This is a genomic window from Variovorax sp. J31P207, from assembly GCF_030316965.1.
GTDB lineage: Bacteria > Pseudomonadota > Gammaproteobacteria > Burkholderiales > Burkholderiaceae_C > Variovorax > Variovorax ginsengisoli_B.
In genome coordinates this window covers 364,436-381,414 of sequence record NZ_JASZYN010000006.1, presented here as the reverse complement: position 1 = coordinate 381,414, position 16,979 = coordinate 364,436, and the positions used below count along the sequence as shown (strand labels likewise).

Below are 16,979 nucleotides of genomic sequence, written 5' to 3'. Positions count from 1 at the left end.
CCGCATGCTCATCCCTCAAGGCCACACCGAACCCTGGGCCGAGCGCCTGCCACTGCCTGCCGCCGAAGCCATGACCGAGGCCCAGCGCGCGGCCGCGCAAGCGCTGATCGACGGGCCGCGCAAGGCCGTTTTCGGCCCCTTCGTTCCCTTGCTGCAAAGCCCGGTGCTGATGGAGCGCATCGGCAGCCTGGGCGAGTACCTGCGCTTCGACAGCGCGCTCGATGCGCGCGTGCGCGAGCTGGTGATCTGCGCGGTCGCGCGCCATGTCGGCAACCAGTTCGAATGGGTGCTGCATGCGGGCGCGGCGGTCAAGGCCGGGGTCGATGCGGGCGCGGTCGAGGCGCTTCGCCTGGGTCGCCGTGCGGCACCGCTGGCCGAGGACGAGCAGGTGGCCCTCGACTTCGCCCTGGAGCTGCTGCGGCACCATGGCGTCAGCGAGCCGACCTACGCAGCGGCCGAGGCCCGCTTCGGCAAGGCGGCAGTGGTCGAGCTGTCGGCCCTGGTCGGGTACTTCGCGATGGTCTGCTGGATCATGAACGCGGCCCACACGCCGGTGCAGGGCGCCGAGGGCCAGCCGGGGCTGCAGGCCTTCCCGCTGTAGTTTTTCCGCTGCACCGCGAGGCGGGGCGCGAGCGGTCAGGCTGGCGTCCGTTGGCGAAGGCACAATGGCGCCGCGCGCGGACCGGGTCCGTGAACCGAACCCATTCCGCTTCCGCTCATGCTCGACAAACGCTTTTTTCCGCGCCAGGCCGTCGCGTCCGGCGGCAACCGCTGGGACTGGGCGCTGCTGCCACTGGTGCTGGCCACGCTGTTCGCCCTGGCCTACGGCGGCGCCCAGATGGCACGGCCCTACGAGCTCGGCCAGCCGCTGCCGATCAGCCTCGACCCGTGGCAGCTGCCGTACTACCTGCTGCGCACCACGCTGCGCATGTTCCTGGCGCTCGGGGCCTCGCTGGTGTTCAGCTGCGCCTTCGCGGTGCTCGCGACCCGCTACCGCGCGGCCGAGAAGGTGCTGGTGCCGATGCTCGACATCCTGCAGTCGATCCCGATCCTCGGCTTCCTGTCGATCACGGTGACCGGCTTCATCGCGCTGTTCCCGGGCAACCTGCTGGGGGTCGAGTGCGCGGCGATCTTCGCCATCTTCACCTCGCAGGCCTGGAACATGGCCTTCAGCCTCTACCAGTCGCTGCGCACCGTGCCGTCCGAGCTGCGCGAGGCCGCCTCGGTGTTCCAGCTCTCGGCCTGGCACCGCTTCTGGCGGCTCGAGCTCCCGTTCGCGATGCCCGGCTTGCTGTGGAACATGATGATGTCGATGTCGGGCGGCTGGTTCTTCGTGGTCGCCTCGGAGGCGATCTCGGTGTCCAACCAGAGCATCATGCTGCCGGGCGTGGGCTCCTACATCGCGATGGCGATCCAGGCCCGCGACCTCGGCGCCATCGGCTGGGCCATCGGCGGCATGCTGATCGGGATCACGCTCTACGACCAGCTCTTCTTCCGGCCACTGATCGCCTGGGCCGACAAGTTCCGTTTCGAGGAGGGCAGCAGCGAAGACGCGCCGCGCTCCTGGCTGCTGACCTGGCTGCGGCGCACCGAACGCATCCGCCAAGGCATGGCCGCCGCGGCGCGGCTGCTCGAGCGCTCGCTGCTGCTGTTCCGGCGCGACCACGACGGCACCTCGATCAAGGCCCGGCCGAGCACACCGAACCCGGCCGTCGGCCGTGCCTGGGACGCGGTGCTGGCCGCTGCGGTGCTGCTCGCCGTGGTCTGGCTGGTGCGCTTCATCCACGCCGAGGTCGGATGGTCCGAGGTGGCCCACGTCTTCGTGCTCGGGCTCTACACCATGATCCGGGTGGTGGTGCTGATCGCGCTGGCGGCGCTGGTGTGGGTGCCGATCGGCATCTGGATCGGCATGAATCCGCGCTGGGCCGGACGGCTGCAGGGCGTGGCGCAGTTCATGGCCGCCTTCCCGGCCAACCTGATGTTCCCGGTGGCGGTGCTGTTCATCGTGCGCTGGCAGCTGAACCCCAACATCTGGCTGGCGCCGCTGATGGTGCTGGGCACGCAGTGGTACCTGCTGTTCAACGTGATCGCGGGCGCCTCCACCGTGCCGACCGAGCTGCGCTATGCGGCCAGCAACCTCGGGCTCACGGGTTGGCTCAAATGGCGGCGCTACCTGCTGCCGGCGGTGTTCCCGAGCTTCGTCACCGGCGCCATCACGGCCAGCGGCGGCTCCTGGAACGCCAGCATCGTGGCCGAGTACGTCACCTGGGGCGACACCACGCTGCAGGCGGCGGGCCTGGGCAGCTACATCGCCCACATGACGGCCATCGGCGACTTCCCGCGCATCGCGCTGGGCATCGGCGTGATGTGCGTGTTCGTCATGGGCATGAACCACTTCGTCTGGCGCCGGCTCTATGAATTGGCCGAGAACCGGATGCATTTCTGATGACCAACGCGCGAGGAGGGCCCATGGCCGAAGCCATCGTTGAACTCAAGGGCGTGGGCAAGTCCTTTCGCTCGGCCGACGGCGCCGCGCGCTCGGTGCTCGAAGGCGTCGACTTCCGCCTGGCCGAAGGCGAGATCGTGGCGCTGCTGGGCCAGTCGGGCTCGGGCAAGTCGACCCTGCTGCGGATCCTCGCGGGCCTGATCGGCGCCGATGCCGGCAGCGTGCGCTACCGTGGCCAGCCGCTCTACGGGCCGGCGCGCGGCATCGCGATGGTGTTCCAGTCGTTCGCGCTCTTTCCCTGGCTCACGGTGCAGCAGAACGTCGAACTCGGGCTCGAGGCGCGCGGCGTCGAACCGGCCGAGCGCGCCCGGCGCGCCAATGCGGCGATCGAGCTCATCGGCCTCGCAGGTTTCGAGGGCGCCTTGCCGCGCGAGTTGTCGGGCGGCATGCGCCAGCGGGTGGGCATCGCGCGGGCGCTGGTGATCGAGCCCGAGGTGCTGCTCATGGACGAGGCCTTCTCGGCCCTCGACGTGCTCACGGGCGAGCGCCTGCGCGACGACATCCTGCGCTTGTGGGGCGGCGGCGCGATGCCGACCAAGGCGATGCTGATCGTCTCCCACAACATCGAGGAAGCGGTGCTGATGGCCGATCGGGTGCTGATCTTCGCCGCCGACCCGGGCCGCGTGCGGGCCGAGCTGCCGATCCGGCTGGCACGGCCGCGCGACGTCGACAGCCTCGAAGTGAGGGCGCTGATCGACGAGGCCTACGCGCTGATGACGGCCAGTGCGCCGGTGGCTGGCCGCGCGACCGAGGAGCCGGTGCGCATGCACCTGGGCGACCGGCTGCCCGATGCCGACATCGGCCGCATGGAAGCCCTGCTCGAGATGCTGGTGGAAGACGGCCGCGAAGGCCGGGCCGACCTGCCGCAGCTGGCCGAAGAGGCCGAGCTCACCGACCACGACCTGCTGCCGCTGGCGCAGGCGCTGGCGCTGCTGGGTTTCGCGCAACTGGCGGATGCCGACCTGCACTTGACCGAGCTGGGGCGCCACTACGTCGCGGGTGCGCACACGCTGCGCCAGCAGCTGCTGGGCCAGCAGCTGCTGGCGCACGTGCCGCTCGCAGCGCACATCCGCCACAGCCTGGAGCAGGCGCCCGCGGGCGAATTGCCGCAGGAGCCTTTCCTCGATCTGCTGGAAGAAAGCCTGGACCGCGCGACCGCCGAACGGGTGCTGCGGACCGCGATCGAATGGGGCCGCTACGGCGAAGTGTTCGAGTTCGATCTGCGTACCGGACAAATTCATTTGCCGGCTGGTGAAGAACAGGAAAAAAATGCTCTATAATCGAAGGCTTCGCGGGAGTAGCTCAGTTGGTAGAGCGCAACCTTGCCAAGGTTGAGGTCGAGAGTTCGAGACTCTTCTCCCGCTCCAGATTTTTGAGAATTTTGAGAATTTTGGAAATGCGAAGCATCACAGCCGGTTCAACCGGTTTGTTCGATGCAGGAAGCCACCCGACGGGTGGCTTTTTTTCGTCTGGCGAACGTCAGCCCCGCTGCGCGGCCACGCTGCGCCACGCGATCTCATCCATCTCGGCGACCCACGCCGCATCGTCCGGCGTGCCGCTGCCCAAGCCCCGCAGAAGGCGATAGCGCCGCCCGCCCCAGGCGGCGGTCAGGAGGGCGTGGACGGTCGCGTCCGTGGGCGGATCGGGCAACCCGCAGGCGGCGAAGGCCTGCAGCCAGCGGGTCGCCAGTTCGTCGTACACGCGCCGGTGGTGCTTGGGCTCGGCCACGCGGTGTTCGAGCAGCAGCATGCCGTGATCGAAGGCCGGCAGGCCGTCGAGCCGGCTGTCGCAAGTGATGCGCACCAGCCGCGCGATGCGCTCGCGCGCAGCCAGTGCGGCCGCGGGCGGCGCGACGACATCGACGTCGAGCCGCCGCAGCAGGGCTTCGACACAGTGGCGCACGTAGCCCGACAGCAGCGCCTCCTTGTCCGGGAAGTAGTCGTACAGCGTGCCGACCGCGATGCCGGTTTCGAGGGCGACGGCGCGGGTCGTCACGCCATCCCAGCCCTCGGCCTCCCAAATCCGAACAAAGGCGTCGTAGATGGCCTGCACGGTGAACTTGCCGCGGGCCTGGGTCGGGCGTTTCAGCGGCTTGGAGCGAGGTGCGGCGGCCGGCGCCTGTTTTCCGAACCCGCGGCTGGATGGAGGGCGATACATTTTTCGGCAAGGGGATCGGCCCCGAATCACCTGAGGCCACACATGAACGACGCTTTCACTTTAACCCGTCTCGAAACCCGCAAGGACGCGCTCGGCACCACCCGCCTGCGCAGCGCGCCGGACGCCGGCACGCTGGCGCCCGGCGAGGTGCTGCTGCGCATCGACCGCTTCGCGCTCACCACCAACAACATCACCTATGCGGCCTTCGGCGACGCCATGATGAAGTACTGGTCGTTCTTTCCGACCGGCGACGAGGCCTGGGGCCACATGCCGGCCTGGGGCTTCGCCGACGTGGTGGCCTCGACGGTCGAAGGCGTCGCGGTCGGCGAACGCTTCTACGGCTACTTCCCGATCGCCAGCCACCTGCGCATGTCGCCGGTGCGGGTGACCGAGCGCGGTTTCTACGACGGCGCGCCGCACCGCAGCGACCTGGTCTCCGCCTACAACCAGTACATGCGCTGCAGCCACGATGCCGGCTACGACCCGGCGCTCGAGGACTACCAGATGCTGGTGCGTCCGCTGTTCATCACCTCGTTCATGCTGGCGGATTTTCTCGAGGACAACGCCTTCTTCGGCGCCCGGCAGGTGGTCGTGTCCAGCGCCTCGAGCAAGACCGCCTACGGCACGGCCTTCTGTCTGGCCCGGCGCGAAGGGCGCAGCCTGGTCGCGCTGACCTCGCCGCGCAACCGCGGCTTCGTCGAGAACCTCGGCTGCTACGACCAGGTCATGTCCTATGACAGCGTGGTGCGGCTGCCCGCCGAGGTGCCGACGCTGTATGTCGACTTCGCCGGCGACGACGACCTGCGCGCCACGGTCCACCACCATTTCGGTGCGGCCCTGGTCTACGACTGCTATGCGGGCTCGGCGCAGAAGACCGCCTTCCTGGCCGAGTCGCCATTGCCGGGCCCGAAACCCTTGCTCTACTTCGCGCCGGTGCAGATCCGCAAGCGCAACGCCGACTGGGGCCCCCAGGAAGTGAACCGGCGCTTCAACGAGGCGCAGGGCCGCTTCATCGCCGAGCTGAGCCGGCCGGGCAATCGCTGGATGACGCTGGCCCAGGGCCAGGGCTTCGAGGCCGCGCAGCAGGTGATCGCCGACCTGCACGGGGGCCGCGTCGACCCGCGCACTGCGCACGTGGTGCGGCTGCGCTGAGGCACGGCTCGCCTACATCTCGTCGATCTGCGTGCTGCGCGTCTGTTCCTGCGCCGCCAGCGAGTAGCGCTCGCGCGTCTTCACGTAGAAGCTGGCCCCGAAGCGGCCGACCGGAAAGTAGTGCTGCAGCCGCACGCGCCAGGCGTCGGTGTCGATCAGCTCGTCGCGCGCGTGCATCCAGCGCACCTGGCCGATGAAGATCTGCCGGCTCTCGGTCTCCAGCGTCTCCCAGAGCGTGCACTCGAACGCGACCGGCGCCTCGGCGATGCGCGGTGGCTTCACGGCCCGGCTCGGCAGCGGCGTGAAGCCGACCACATCGAGCTCGCTCACGTGCGGCGGATGGCGGTCGCCGCAGCGGTGCATCTGCTCGGCGATGTCCTCGTCGGCCAGGTGGACCACGAACTCGCCGGTGCGCACGATGTTGGCGGCCGTGTCCTTGAGCGCGTTGTCCTGCAGCCGGTTGACGCTGATCATCACGATCGGCGGCTCCTCGCCGAGCATGTTGAACATGCTGAAGGGCGCGGCGTTGACGACGCCGTCGGGGCCGAGGGTGGTGACCAGGGCGATCGGGCGTGGCACGATCAGGCTCGCCATGAGCTTGTAGCGCTGGTATTCGGTGAGAGCGGAAAAGTCGATGTCCATTCGGATTCCTTGACGGTCACAGGGCGTTACGGCACGAGGCGCCGGCGTGGTTTCCAATGGACCGCATGCAACGCCCGTGATTCAAAGGAGGATTCGAACATGCCCGAAAGGGACCCAGCAGATTTCAGGCCAGCGCGCGAGTCCTCGGTCTGGACCTTGGTCGTCGTCGTGGTGGTGATTCTCGCCGCTGCCTTCGGTTGGTGGCGATGGTCCCTGCAGAAGGAGCCGCCGCCGGCACCGCCTGCCGCCAGCGCGCCGCCCCCGCCCGACCGGCCCGCCGATGCGCCGGCCCCGGCCCCGGTCGCGACCGGCCCGCAGAACCTGGTCGATGCCCTGGCCCAGCCCGATGCGGCACTGCCGGCCCTGAACGACGCCGACGGCCGCGTCGCTGCGGCGCTCAACGAGCTGCTGGGCAAGAAGGCGGTGGCCTCCTTCCTCGACACCAGCGGCTTTGTGCGCCACTTCGTCGCCACCGTCGACAACCTGCCGCGCGCACAGGCCTCGTCGCGCATGTGGCCGACCCAGCGCGCGCCCAAGGCCTTCGAGGTCCAGGGCAACGGCGAGGTCAAGACCATCGGGATCGACAACGCCAGCCGCTACACGCCGTTCGTGCTGTTCGCCGAATCGGTCGACAGCGCCCGGGCGGCGGCGCTCTATGCCCGGCTCTATCCGCTGTTCCAGCAGGCCTACGAAGAGCTGGGTTACCCGAACCGCTACTTCAACGACCGCCTCGTCGCCGTGATCGACCACCTGCTGCAGGCCCCGGAACCCCAGGGCCCGGTGCAGGTGAAGCTGACCGAAGTGAAGGGCGAGATGGCGGGCGGGCAGCCCTGGGTCAGCTACGAATTCGTCGATCCGAAGCTCGAGTCGCTCTCGGCCGGCCAGAAGATGCTGGTGCGCATGGGTCCGGTCAACGAGCGCCGCATGAAGGCCAAGCTGAAGGAACTGCGGGCCCAGGTCGCGACCGGGGCGGTGGCGAAGAAGTAGCGCTTCAGCCGCCTGCGGCGCTCTGCGCGCGCGCCAGCAGCAGCTTGCGCTCGCGCGCGTTGCGCGTGAGTTCGGCGGCCCGCTTGAACTCCTCGCAGGCCTCGGCATGCCGGCCCAGCCTGGCCAGCAGGTCGCCGCGCACGCTCGGCAGCAGGTGGTAGCCCTGCAGCTGCGGCGCCGATCGCAGCGCGTCGACGTGCTCGAGCCCGACCGCCGGACCGAAGGCCATCGACAGCGCGACCGCCCGGTTCAGTTCGACGATCGGCGACGGCGCGAGCTGCGCCAATGCCTCGTAGAGCGCCGCGATGCGGGGCCAGTCGGTCTGCGCTGCCTCCTGCGCACGGGCGTGGCAGGCGGCGATGGCGGCCTGCAGGGCGTAGGGGCCGAGCGCGCCGCCGAGCTGCTCCGCCCGTGCCAGCGCCGCCAGGCCACGACCGATCAGCAGCCGATCCCAGCGGGCGCGGTTCTGCGCCAGCAGCAGCACCGGTTCGCCATCGGCATCGACCCGCGCGGCGGCCCGCGAGGCCTGGATCTCCATCAGCGCGACCAGGCCATGCACCTCCGGCGCGTCGGGCATCAGTTCGGCCAGGATGCGCCCCAGGCGCAAGGCTTCGTCGCACAGCGCGGGCCGCATCCAGTCCTCGCCGGCGGTGGCGGCGTAGCCTTCGTTGAACACCAGGTAGATGACTTCGAGCACCGAGGACAGGCGGGCGCCGAGCTCGTGCCCGCGCGGCGCCTCGAAGGGCACGCGCGCGGCGGCCAGCGTCCGCTTGGCGCGCACGATGCGCTGTGCGATCGTGGCCTCGGGCACCAGGAAGGAGCGCGCGATCTCGTCGGTGGTGAGCCCGCCCAGCAGCCGCAGGGTCAGGGCGACCCGGGCTTCCGGCGACAGCACCGGATGGCAGGCCGTGAAGACCAGCCGCAGCAGGTCGTCGCCGACCTGGTCGTCGAGGGCGGCGTCGACCGCGTCGGCGAAGTCAGAGGCGGCGATGGCGTGCCGGGCATCGATCTCGCGGGCGATCTCGCCTTCCTTGTGGGCGTGCAGCGTGCGCTTGCGCAGGAGGTCGATCGCGCGGTGCTTGGCGGCCGCCGTCAGCCAGGCGGCGGGATTCTCGGGGATGCCTTCGCGCGGCCATTGCTCGAGGGCCGCGAGCAGCGCGTCCTGCGCCAGTTCCTCGGCCAGGCCGAGGTCGCGCACCCGGCGCGCCAGCGCGCCGATGATGCGGGCCGACTCGATGCGCCAGACGGCGTTGATCGTTCGGTGCGTCTCGGTCGCATCCATGCGTCGTCGTCTCAATCGCGGGCCGCGGCGCGTTCGCGCAGATGCGCTTCCTGCTCGCGGATCTCGGGCGCGAACTCGGCACCGAAGTCTTCCGCCTCGTAGACCTGGCGCAGCTCCAGCGCGACCTTGCCGTGGCCGTCGATCGGCGGCCAGCGCTTGACCCATTCGAGCGCTTCCTCGCGCGATCCGACCTGGATCAGGGTGAAGCCCGCGACCAGTTCCTTGGTCTCCGCGAAAGGCCCGTCGACCACTGTCGGCTTGCCGCCTGCGAACTGGATGCGGGCGCCGCCGCTGGCACTGGGCTTGAGGCCCATGCCGTCGAGCATCACGCCGGCATCGATCATCGCCTTGTTGTAGGCCATCATGTCGCTGACCAGCTGTGCGGTGGGCATGGCGCCGGCCTCGGTCTCGGCGTCGGCCTTGCGGATGATCATGAACTTCATGGTCGTGCCTCCTTCGGTCCGTTCAAGGCCGCTTCGAGCGGGCCGCGTCGAACACCCGCTTTTCCTGCTCGCGCAGCTCGGGCGTCAACTCGGCGCCGAAATCGTCCATCTCGAACACCTGGCGCAGCTCGAGTTCGGCGCCGTCGTCGAAGGGGGCTCGGCGCAGCCATTCGAGCGCTTCCTCTTTCGAGCGCACCTGCCAGAGCCAGAAGCCGGCGATCAGCTCCTTGGTCTCGCTGAAGGGGCCGTCGATGACGGTGCGCTCCTTGCCGGAGAAGCGCATGCGCGCCCCCTTCGAGCTCGGGTGCAGGCCTTCGCCGGCGAGCAGCACGCCGGCCTTGACCAGCGCCTCGTTGTAGTTGCCCATGTCGGTCAGCAACTGCTGGCTCGGCATCACGCCGGCTTCGGATTCCTTGCTGGCCTTGACGATCACCATGAATCGCATGTCCTTGCTCCTTCGGTTGCGAGGCCGGCGGCGGTCGGGAATCGACCGCGCGCTGCCGGGCTCTCCAGGACGTCGAAGCAGCGGAGGCGAAATCGACAGCCCCGCGGGCCGTCGATTGAAAAAATATGTATCTCGCCTCAGCCGTTGGCGTAGGCGTCCACCGGCACGCAGCTGCAGAACAGGTTGCGATCGCCGTAGACGTTGTCGACCCGCCCGATCGGCGGCCAGTACTTGGTCTGCCGGAGGCTGGCCAGCGGGAAGGCGCCGAGCTCCCGTGAGTAGGGACGCGTCCATTCGCTGCCGAGCAGGCTGGCCGCGGTGTGCGGGGCGTTGCGCAGCGGGTTGTCCTCCTTCGGCCAGATGCCTTCCTCGATGCGGCGGATCTCGCCCCGGATCGCGATCATGGCGTCGATGAAGCGGTCGAGCTCGGCCAGCGGTTCGCTTTCGGTCGGCTCGACCATCAGCGTGCCGGGCACAGGGAAGCTCAAGGTCGGCGCATGGAAGCCGTAGTCGATCAGCCGCTTGGCGACATCCTCGGCGCTGACGCCGCTGGCGTCCTTGAGCGGACGCAGGTCGAGGATGCACTCGTGCGCCACGTGGCCATTGGGGCTCGCGTAGAGGGTCGGGAAGTGGTCCTTGAGCCGGGCGCTGATGTAGTTGGCGCTAAGGATCGCGGTCTCGGTCGCGGCCTGCAGGCCCTTGGCGCCCATCATGCGGCAATACATCCAGCTGATCGGCAGCACCGCGGCATTGCCCAGCGGCGCCGCCGACACCGCGCCGACCGCGCCGTTGGACGCCAGTCCGCCGGTCGCATGGCCCGGCAGGTAGGGCACCAGGTCCTCGACCACGCAGACCGGGCCGACACCCGGCCCGCCGCCGCCGTGCGGGATGCAGAAGGTCTTGTGCAGGTTCAGGTGGCTCACGTCGCCGCCGAACTCGCCCGGCGCCGCCACGCCGACCAGCGCATTCATGTTGGCGCCGTCGACATAGACCCGGCCGCCGTGCGCGTGCACGATCTCGCAGAGCTCCTTGACGCGGGTCTCGAAGACGCCGTGGGTGCTGGGGTAGGTGATCATCACGGCGGCCAGCGTGTCGCGATGCTGCTCGCAGGCGCGCGCCAGGTCGTCGATGTCGACATTGCCTTCGGCGTCGCAGCCGGTCACCACCACCTTCATGCCCACCATGTGGGCGCTGGCCGGATTGGTGCCGTGGGCGGAAGACGGGATCAGGCAGACATTGCGGTGCGCTTCGCCCCGGGCCTCGTGGAAGGCCTTGATCGCGAGCAGGCCCGCGTACTCGCCCTGCGATCCGGCGTTGGGCTGCAGGCTGATGCCCGCATAGCCGGTCGCCTCGCAGAGCCAGGCGCGCAGCTGGGCATCGAGCTGGGCATAGCCCAGCAACTGGTCGGCCGGCGCGAACGGATGGATGTTCGCGAACTCGCGCCAGGTGATCGGGATCATCTCGCTGGTCGCGTTGAGCTTCATGGTGCAGCTGCCGAGCGGGATCATGCTGCGGTCGAGCGCCAGGTCCTTGTCGCTCAGGCTGCGGATGTAGCGCAGCATCGCGGTCTCGCTCTTGTGGGTGTTGAACACCGGATGCGCCAGGAAGTCGCTGGTGCGGCGCAGGTCCTCGGGGATGCGGATGCGCACCGTGGCGGCGATGGCGTCGAAGTCGGGTCCGCGCGTGCCTTCGGTCGCGAACAGACCCCACAGCATCTCGACGTCGGCGCGCGTGGTGGTCTCGTCGAGTGACAGGCCCAGATGCTGCTGCAGGCGATGGCGCAGGTTGACGCCCGCCGCCTCGGCGCGTTCGTGGATGGCCTGGGTGTCCTCGCCGGTGTGGATGGTGAGCGAATCGAAGGCGGTGTCGTTGACCAGTTCGCGGCCCATCTGCTCCAGGCCCTGCGCCAGCACCGCCGTCAGCAGGCCCACGCGCTGCGCGATGCGGCGCAGGCCTTCGGGCCCATGGTAGACCGCGTACATGCTGGCGACCACCGCCGGCAGCACCTGCGCGGTGCAGATGTTCGAGGTCGCCTTCTCGCGCCGGATGTGCTGCTCGCGCGTCTGCAGCGCGAGCCGATAGGCCGGCTGGCCGTGGGCGTCGACGCTGACGCCGACCAGCCGGCCGGGCAGCGAGCGCTTGAACTCGTCGCGGCAGGCCAGGTAGGCCGCATGCGGGCCGCCGTTGCACATCGGCATGCCGAAGCGCTGGGTGGTGCCGCAGACGATGTCGGCGTCCCAATCGCCGGGCGGCGCCAGCAGGGTCAGGGCCAGCAGGTCGGCGGCAACGCAGAAGGCCGCCTGGCACTGGTGGGCGTGGCCGGCCAGCGGACGCAGGTCGTGCACGTGGCCGGTGGTGGAGGGGTATTGCGCCAGGGCGCCGAAGAAGCCGCCGCTGGCCATCAGCAGCGGCAGCGGCTCGGTGGCGGTGCTGACCTTGACCACGATGCCGAGCGGCGCCGCCCGGGTGCGGAGCACCTCGATGGTCTGAGGATGGCAGTCGCCCGAGACCAGGAACACGTTGCTCTTGCTCTTGACGCTGCGCCGGGCCAGCGTCATCGCCTCGGCCGCGGCGGTGGCCTCGTCGAGCATCGAGGCGTTGGCGATCGCCATGCCCGTCAGGTCGCAGACCATGGTCTGGAAATTAACCAGCGCCTCCATGCGGCCCTGGGAGATCTCGGCCTGGTAGGGCGTGTAGGCGGTGTACCAGGCCGGGTTCTCGAGCACGTTGCGCAGGATCACGCCCGGCGTGTGGGTGCCGTAGTAGCCCTGGCCGATGAAGCTCTTCGCCACCTTGTTCTTCGCCGCGATAGCCTTGAGTTCGGCCAGCGCGTCGGCCTCGGTGATCGGCGCCGGCAGCCGCATCGGCCGGCTGCGGCGGATCGCCGGGGGCACGATGCCGTCGATCAGTTCGGCGCGCGTGGTCGAGCCGATGGCCGCGAGCATCGCCGGTTCGTCTTCGGCCTCGATGCCGATGTGGCGGGCGATGAATTCTTCGGCGTTCTGCAGTTCGCGCAGCGAGGGATGGAAAGGCACGGGCGTCGGCATGGAGGGCTCGGGTGGTGGGGCGTGTGAATCAGTTGTCGGCGGAGAACTTCTCGTAGGCGGTTTCGTCGAGCAGGGGCTCGAGTTGGGCCGGTTCGCTCACCCGCACCTTGAAGAACCAGCCTCCGTCCATCGGCGCACTGTTGGCCAGCGAGGGATCGGCGCGCAGGTCTTCGTTGACTTCGATGATTTCGCCGGAGACCGGCATGAAGACATCGGCCGCGGCCTTGACCGATTCGACGACACCCGCGACCTCGCCCTGGGCAAATTTCTTGCCGACTTCGGGCAGGTCGACGAAGACCACGTCGCCGAGCGCGTCCTGTGCATGCACCGTGATGCCGACGGTGACCAGTGCCGCGTCGGCTTCCTGCCGCACCCACTCGTGGTCCTTGGTGTACTTGATGGTCATGGGGAAAACTCCTTGGAAAAAAGGCTGGCTTGGAGAAATTGGAGAAGAGGGTGTCAGCCGCGGTAGTACCGGGCCGGCACGAAGGGCAGCGTGCTGACTTCCATCGGCACCGGCTTGCCCCGCACCATGGCCTGCAGTCGGGTGCCCGGTTCGGCATAGGCCAGCGCGACGTAGCCCATGGCGACCGGCCGGTCGACGCTGGGGCCGAGCAGGCCGCTGGTGACCTGGCCGATGGGCAGGCCCTCGAAGGATTCGAGCACGCAGCCCTCGCGCACCGGCACGCGCTCCAGCGCGACCAGGCCGACGCGCTGGCGCTTCAGCGTCTCGTGGTCGAGGTGGCCGGCGGTGCCGCTCGCGGCCGTGAGTTGGGCCAGCACCCTGGCCGCGCCCGGAAAACCGCCTTCGCGTGCGCCGCCGCTGCGCCGGACCTTCTGGATCGCCCAGCTCAGCGCCGCTTCGACCGGCGTCGTGCTTTCGTCGATGTCGTTGCCGTAGAGGCAGAGGCCGGCCTCGAGCCGCAGCGAATTGCGGGCCCCCAGGCCGATCGGCTGGACCTCGGGCTGGGCCAGCAGCAGCCGGGCCAGTGCCTCGGCGTCCTTGGCCGCGACCGAAATCTCGAAACCATCTTCGCCGGTGTAGCCGCTGCGCGTGGCGAAGGCCTCGATGCCGCCGATGCGGACCGGGCCGCCGGTCATGAAGACGAAGCGCTCGATGCCCGGCGACAGCCGCGCCAGCACGGCCGCGGCCTGCGGACCCTGGAGCGCGAGCAGCGCGTGGTCGGGCATCGGCTGCACCTGGCAGCGCTGCCCGATCCGGGCCTGGATATGGGCGATGTCGGCCGCCTTGCAGGCGCCGTTGACGATCACGAACAGCGAGTCGTTGCCTTCGTTGAAGAACATCAGGTCGTCGAGGATGCCGCCCTGGTCGTTCAGCAGCAGGCCGTAGCGCTGCTTGCCTGGCGCCAGGCCGATCACGTCGACCGGCATCAGGCTCTCGAAGGCGGCCGCCGCATCAGGCCCCACCAGGCGCAGCTGGCCCATGTGGGAAATATCGAACAGGCCGGCGGCCGCGCGGGTGTGCTTGTGCTCGGCCATCACGCCGGCGGGGTATTGCACCGGCATGGTGTAGCCCGCGAAGGGCACCATGCGGGCGCCGAGCTCCAGGTGCAGGGCGTGGAGCGGAGTCTTCAGCAGTACGTCGGATGCGGCGGCCAAGGGCGGTTCTCCAAAGGGGCAGTGCTTGTTCCATGACGAGAAGCCATGGGCCACCCCTGCTGTCCGCTTTACCTGAGAGATTCGCCCCACGATCGGGGTTTGCTCCTTCGGTGGGCGGCACGGCACGCCTGGCGCGCCGAACCACCTCTCTCCAGCAAGGAAACGCCCGTAACCGGGCGTCTTGTCAGTCCTTTTGCCTGAGCGTTCGGGCCCTTGTTTCGGGGGACCTGCGCCTTCGGCGGCCCCACCGCGGCGGGACGCTCTCCTGACCGCAGAAGTGTAAGGGAATCGGGAGCCGGCCGGCGACTTCAGTGCACCGGCGATGCCGGAAGCAATTTCTCGATGCGCTCGCGGATCGCCTCGGCGCGCGCGGCGCCCGCCGCCTGCTCGATCTCGCCGAGCATCGCGCGGGCGGTGACCAGCATCGAATCGCGGTCGCGCGCCTCGCGCAGCGCTTCGCGGAAGCGCTCGGCCAGCACCGGGTCGCGGCGCACGAACATGCGCTCGCAGAGGTCGAACAGGAACATGCGGGTGGTGGCCAGCGAGGGCTTGCCGTCGAAGATGTCGGCCGCGACCGGTGCCGCTTCGATCACTTGGACCGTTTCGGCCGGGCGGCCCTGCAGGTAGCCCTCCTGCACCAGGTGGTGTGCCACCCGGCCGGCTTCCTCGCGGCCGCCGAACAGGGTGCCGAAATCAGTCAGCGAGCGCTGGCCGTCGGCCATCAGCAGCAGGGCGCGCTCGCGCTGGCCCAGCGTGCGGCGGCCGGGCTGGAGTTCGTGGCGCGCCTTGTCGGTCTTGGTGAGGAACATGGGATGCTGCAGCGTCTTGAGGCGAGCGCTGCAGCATCGGGTATCAGCGTGACATCTTCGTGAAATCTTCCCCGGCTACTTGAAGCCCCACAGATGCGGCAGCCAGGTGCTGAGCGCGGGCACGAAGGTCAGCACCAGCAGCACCGCGCCGTGCGCCCAGAGAAAGGGCACCAGCTCGCGCACCAGCTGCGACATCGGCACCCGCGAGACGTTGCAGGTGACGAACAGCAGCCCGCCCACCGGCGGCGTGATCATGCCGAGCGTCAGGTTGTAGATCACGATCATCGCGAAGTGGATCGGATCGATGCCGAGCTTGACCGCCACCGGTGCCAGGATCGGCGCCAGCACCATCACGCCCGGCAGCGGCTCGATGAAGATGCCGAACAGGAGCAGGAAGATGTTCACGATGATCAGGAACATCCAGGGCGACAGGTTCATCGCGGCCAGCCATTCGGCGAGCTGTTGCGGCACGTTCTCGATCGTCAGGATCCAGGCGAAGGAAGCCGACAGGCCGATGATGATCAGCACCGACGCCGAGAGCAGCGCGGAACGCGAGAGGATGTCGGGCAGGGCCTTCCATTCGAGCGTGCGATAGACGAACTTGCCGCACACCAGCGCATAGAAGACCGCCACCACCGAGGCCTCGGTGGGCGTGAACCAGCCGGCGCGCATGCCGCCGAGGATCACCACCGGCAGCAAGATTGCGGGGATCGCCTTCCAGGTCGTCAGCAGCACCTCGCGCCAGGGCGGCATGCCGCCGTCGCCCTTGTAGTTGCGCTTCTTCGAGACGTGGAAGTTCACCACGCACATCGCCACCGCGATCAGGATGCCCGGGATCAGTCCTGCCACGAACAGGCTGCCGACCGAGACGTTGTCGTCCTGCAGCGCGTAGATGATCATGATGATCGAGGGCGGGATGATCGGGCCGACGATCGCCGTCGACGCGGTCAGCGCCGCGGCATACGAGCGGTCGTAGCCGGCCTTGTCCATCATCTTGATCAGCATCGAGCCCGGCCCCGCGGCATCGGCCAGTGCCGAGCCCGAGATGCCCGAGAAGAAGGTCAGCGACACCACGTTGGTGTAGCCCAGGCCGCCGCGCCGATGGCCGACGAACTGGCCCGCGAAGCGCAGCAGCACCTCGGTCAGCGAGCCGCCGCTCATGAGTTCGGCGGCCAGGATGAAGAACGGCACCGCCATCAGCGGAAAGCTGTCGATGCCGGTGAAGGTCTCCTTCAGCAGCACCATCAGCGGAAAGGATTCGGCCAGGATCAGCGTGGCGGCGGTGGCCAGGCCGAGCGCAAAGGCGACCGGCACGCCGATCGCGAGGAAGACGCAGACCGAGAGGATCAGGACCAGGCTGGCGTTCATAGCGAGGCGCTCGCGGCCGCATCGAAATGCGCATCGGAGGCGAATTCACGGCGCAGCACGTAGCCGCGCACGATCAGCAGCCAGTGGACGATCAGCAGCAGGCCACCGAAGAACATCGCGCTGTAGATGTAGGCAAAGGGGATCTGCGTCACGGCCGTGAGCTGGAACATGGTGCGTTCCATGTAGAGCCAGCCGTACCAGACCATGAAGCCGAAGAAGGCGAACAGCAGCGCCGCGACCAGGGCACGCATCGCGATCGCGGCCTTGGCCGGCAGCGCATCCTGCAGGTTCTCGACCGCGATGTGGCCGCCGTAGCGCAGCACCGGGCCGGCGCCCAGGAAGGTGAGCCAGATCATCATGTGGCGCGAGACTTCCTCGGCCCATTCGAGCGAGTTGCTGGTGAGGTAGCGCATCGCGACGTTGATGAAGATGATCACCGACATCGATGCGAGGAGCAGGATCAGCGCCCAGCGGTTGGCGGCCAGGAAGTAGTGTTCGAAGGTTTTCACTGCGGCTTCTTG

At 68.8% G+C, this 16,979-nt stretch carries 16 protein-coding genes, 1 tRNA gene and 2 riboswitches; of the genes, 6 read left to right on the top strand and 11 right to left on the bottom strand.

What is annotated here, in order from left to right:
• Window positions 1-4: 4 nt before the first annotated feature.
• The 4 genes from QTI68_RS22420 (at window position 5) to QTI68_RS22405 (ending at window position 3,873) form a co-directional block, all read left to right on the top strand.
• A complete protein-coding gene (locus QTI68_RS22420; protein WP_286524618.1) occupies window positions 5-601 on the top strand; it encodes a carboxymuconolactone decarboxylase family protein in 597 nt (198 codons plus the stop codon).
• 117 nt (window positions 602-718) lie between these two features.
• Complete coding sequence (locus tag QTI68_RS22415) at window positions 719-2,446, top strand: ABC transporter permease (protein ID WP_286524615.1); 1,728 nt, start codon at window positions 719-721, stop codon at window positions 2,444-2,446.
• 23 nt (window positions 2,447-2,469) lie between these two features.
• Window positions 2,470-3,786 carry an ABC transporter ATP-binding protein gene (locus QTI68_RS22410; protein WP_286524613.1) on the top strand — a complete coding sequence of 439 codons (1,317 nt, stop codon included), beginning with the start codon at window positions 2,470-2,472 and terminating at the stop codon, window positions 3,784-3,786.
• Window positions 3,787-3,797: 11 nt separating this feature from the next.
• A tRNA-Gly gene (locus QTI68_RS22405) sits at window positions 3,798-3,873 on the top strand.
• 112 nt (window positions 3,874-3,985) lie between these two features.
• On the opposite strand, the gene QTI68_RS22400 is transcribed toward QTI68_RS22405, so the two are convergent.
• Window positions 3,986-4,663 (bottom strand): TetR/AcrR family transcriptional regulator, encoded by a 678-nt coding sequence (locus tag QTI68_RS22400; protein WP_286524610.1) that lies wholly within the window; start codon window positions 4,661-4,663, stop codon window positions 3,986-3,988.
• Window positions 4,664-4,705: 42 nt separating this feature from the next.
• Here QTI68_RS22400 and QTI68_RS22395 point away from each other — a divergent pair, with 42 nt between their 5' ends.
• Window positions 4,706-5,815 carry a DUF2855 family protein gene (locus QTI68_RS22395; protein ID WP_286524607.1) on the top strand — a complete coding sequence of 370 codons (1,110 nt, stop codon included), beginning with the start codon at window positions 4,706-4,708 and terminating at the stop codon, window positions 5,813-5,815.
• 12 nt (window positions 5,816-5,827) lie between these two features.
• Here QTI68_RS22395 and QTI68_RS22390 read toward each other — a convergent pair whose 3' ends face one another.
• Window positions 5,828-6,457, bottom strand: a complete 630-nt coding sequence (locus tag QTI68_RS22390; RefSeq protein WP_286524605.1) for a flavin reductase family protein — start codon at window positions 6,455-6,457, stop codon at window positions 5,828-5,830.
• Window positions 6,458-6,556: 99 nt separating this feature from the next.
• On the opposite strand from QTI68_RS22390, the gene QTI68_RS22385 reads away from it, so the two are divergent.
• The gene (locus tag QTI68_RS22385; RefSeq protein WP_286524603.1) at window positions 6,557-7,444 is read left to right on the top strand and encodes a DUF3014 domain-containing protein; all 888 of its coding nucleotides are present in this window, start codon (window positions 6,557-6,559) and stop codon (window positions 7,442-7,444) included.
• A 4-nt stretch (window positions 7,445-7,448) separates the two neighbouring features.
• Here the strand turns inward: QTI68_RS22385 and QTI68_RS22380 are convergent, their stop codons facing one another.
• From QTI68_RS22380 to QTI68_RS22340, 9 genes are all read right to left on the bottom strand, one after another.
• Window positions 7,449-8,726: an RNA polymerase sigma factor gene (locus QTI68_RS22380; protein ID WP_286524599.1), complete on the bottom strand. Its 1,278-nt coding sequence runs from the start codon at window positions 8,724-8,726 to the stop codon at window positions 7,449-7,451.
• 11 nt (window positions 8,727-8,737) lie between these two features.
• The gene (locus tag QTI68_RS22375; protein WP_286524597.1) at window positions 8,738-9,169 is read right to left on the bottom strand and encodes a YciI family protein; all 432 of its coding nucleotides are present in this window, start codon (window positions 9,167-9,169) and stop codon (window positions 8,738-8,740) included.
• Window positions 9,170-9,191: 22 nt separating this feature from the next.
• The gene (locus QTI68_RS22370) at window positions 9,192-9,614 is read right to left on the bottom strand and encodes a YciI family protein (protein ID WP_286524596.1); all 423 of its coding nucleotides are present in this window, start codon (window positions 9,612-9,614) and stop codon (window positions 9,192-9,194) included.
• Between the two features lie 137 nt (window positions 9,615-9,751).
• Window positions 9,752-12,661, bottom strand: coding sequence for an aminomethyl-transferring glycine dehydrogenase (gene gcvP / locus QTI68_RS22365; protein ID WP_286524595.1), 2,910 nt, complete (start codon window positions 12,659-12,661; stop codon window positions 9,752-9,754).
• 28 nt (window positions 12,662-12,689) lie between these two features.
• Window positions 12,690-13,067: a glycine cleavage system protein GcvH gene (gene gcvH / locus QTI68_RS22360; protein ID WP_286524594.1), complete on the bottom strand. Its 378-nt coding sequence runs from the start codon at window positions 13,065-13,067 to the stop codon at window positions 12,690-12,692.
• A 53-nt stretch (window positions 13,068-13,120) separates the two neighbouring features.
• The gene (gene gcvT / locus QTI68_RS22355) at window positions 13,121-14,281 is read right to left on the bottom strand and encodes a glycine cleavage system aminomethyltransferase GcvT (RefSeq protein WP_286524593.1); all 1,161 of its coding nucleotides are present in this window, start codon (window positions 14,279-14,281) and stop codon (window positions 13,121-13,123) included.
• Between the two features lie 49 nt (window positions 14,282-14,330).
• A riboswitch (glycine riboswitch) is annotated at window positions 14,331-14,446 on the bottom strand.
• A 10-nt stretch (window positions 14,447-14,456) separates the two neighbouring features.
• Window positions 14,457-14,559: riboswitch (glycine riboswitch) on the bottom strand.
• Between the two features lie 30 nt (window positions 14,560-14,589).
• Window positions 14,590-15,090 carry a hypothetical protein gene (locus QTI68_RS22350; RefSeq protein ID WP_286524591.1) on the bottom strand — a complete coding sequence of 167 codons (501 nt, stop codon included), beginning with the start codon at window positions 15,088-15,090 and terminating at the stop codon, window positions 14,590-14,592.
• Between the two features lie 75 nt (window positions 15,091-15,165).
• Window positions 15,166-16,458 (bottom strand): TRAP transporter large permease, encoded by a 1,293-nt coding sequence (locus tag QTI68_RS22345; RefSeq protein WP_286524589.1) that lies wholly within the window; start codon window positions 16,456-16,458, stop codon window positions 15,166-15,168.
• Window positions 16,455-16,967 (bottom strand): TRAP transporter small permease, encoded by a 513-nt coding sequence (locus QTI68_RS22340; protein WP_286524587.1) that lies wholly within the window; start codon window positions 16,965-16,967, stop codon window positions 16,455-16,457. Before QTI68_RS22340 ends, QTI68_RS22345 begins: the two co-directional genes overlap by 4 nt.
• Between the last annotated feature and the right edge of the window lie 12 nt (window positions 16,968-16,979).

What these genes read in the sequence shown, in the direction of transcription:
- QTI68_RS22420 (WP_286524618.1), top strand. Translation starts at nt 5, where the DNA reads ATGCTCATCCCTCAAGGCCACACCGAACCCTGGGCCGAGCGCCTGCCA.
- QTI68_RS22415 (WP_286524615.1), top strand. Translation starts at nt 719, where the DNA reads ATGCTCGACAAACGCTTTTTTCCGCGCCAGGCCGTCGCGTCCGGCGGC.
- QTI68_RS22410 (WP_286524613.1), top strand. Translation starts at nt 2,470, where the DNA reads ATGGCCGAAGCCATCGTTGAACTCAAGGGCGTGGGCAAGTCCTTTCGC.
- QTI68_RS22400 (WP_286524610.1), bottom strand. Translation starts at nt 4,663, where the DNA reads ATGTATCGCCCTCCATCCAGCCGCGGGTTCGGAAAACAGGCGCCGGCC.
- QTI68_RS22395 (WP_286524607.1), top strand. Translation starts at nt 4,706, where the DNA reads ATGAACGACGCTTTCACTTTAACCCGTCTCGAAACCCGCAAGGACGCG.
- QTI68_RS22390 (WP_286524605.1), bottom strand. Translation starts at nt 6,457, where the DNA reads ATGGACATCGACTTTTCCGCTCTCACCGAATACCAGCGCTACAAGCTC.
- QTI68_RS22385 (WP_286524603.1), top strand. Translation starts at nt 6,557, where the DNA reads ATGCCCGAAAGGGACCCAGCAGATTTCAGGCCAGCGCGCGAGTCCTCG.
- QTI68_RS22380 (WP_286524599.1), bottom strand. Translation starts at nt 8,726, where the DNA reads ATGGATGCGACCGAGACGCACCGAACGATCAACGCCGTCTGGCGCATC.
- QTI68_RS22375 (WP_286524597.1), bottom strand. Translation starts at nt 9,169, where the DNA reads ATGAAGTTCATGATCATCCGCAAGGCCGACGCCGAGACCGAGGCCGGC.
- QTI68_RS22370 (WP_286524596.1), bottom strand. Translation starts at nt 9,614, where the DNA reads ATGCGATTCATGGTGATCGTCAAGGCCAGCAAGGAATCCGAAGCCGGC.
- gcvP (WP_286524595.1), bottom strand. Translation starts at nt 12,661, where the DNA reads ATGCCGACGCCCGTGCCTTTCCATCCCTCGCTGCGCGAACTGCAGAAC.
- gcvH (WP_286524594.1), bottom strand. Translation starts at nt 13,067, where the DNA reads ATGACCATCAAGTACACCAAGGACCACGAGTGGGTGCGGCAGGAAGCC.
- QTI68_RS22350 (WP_286524591.1), bottom strand. Translation starts at nt 15,090, where the DNA reads ATGTTCCTCACCAAGACCGACAAGGCGCGCCACGAACTCCAGCCCGGC.
- QTI68_RS22345 (WP_286524589.1), bottom strand. Translation starts at nt 16,458, where the DNA reads ATGAACGCCAGCCTGGTCCTGATCCTCTCGGTCTGCGTCTTCCTCGCG.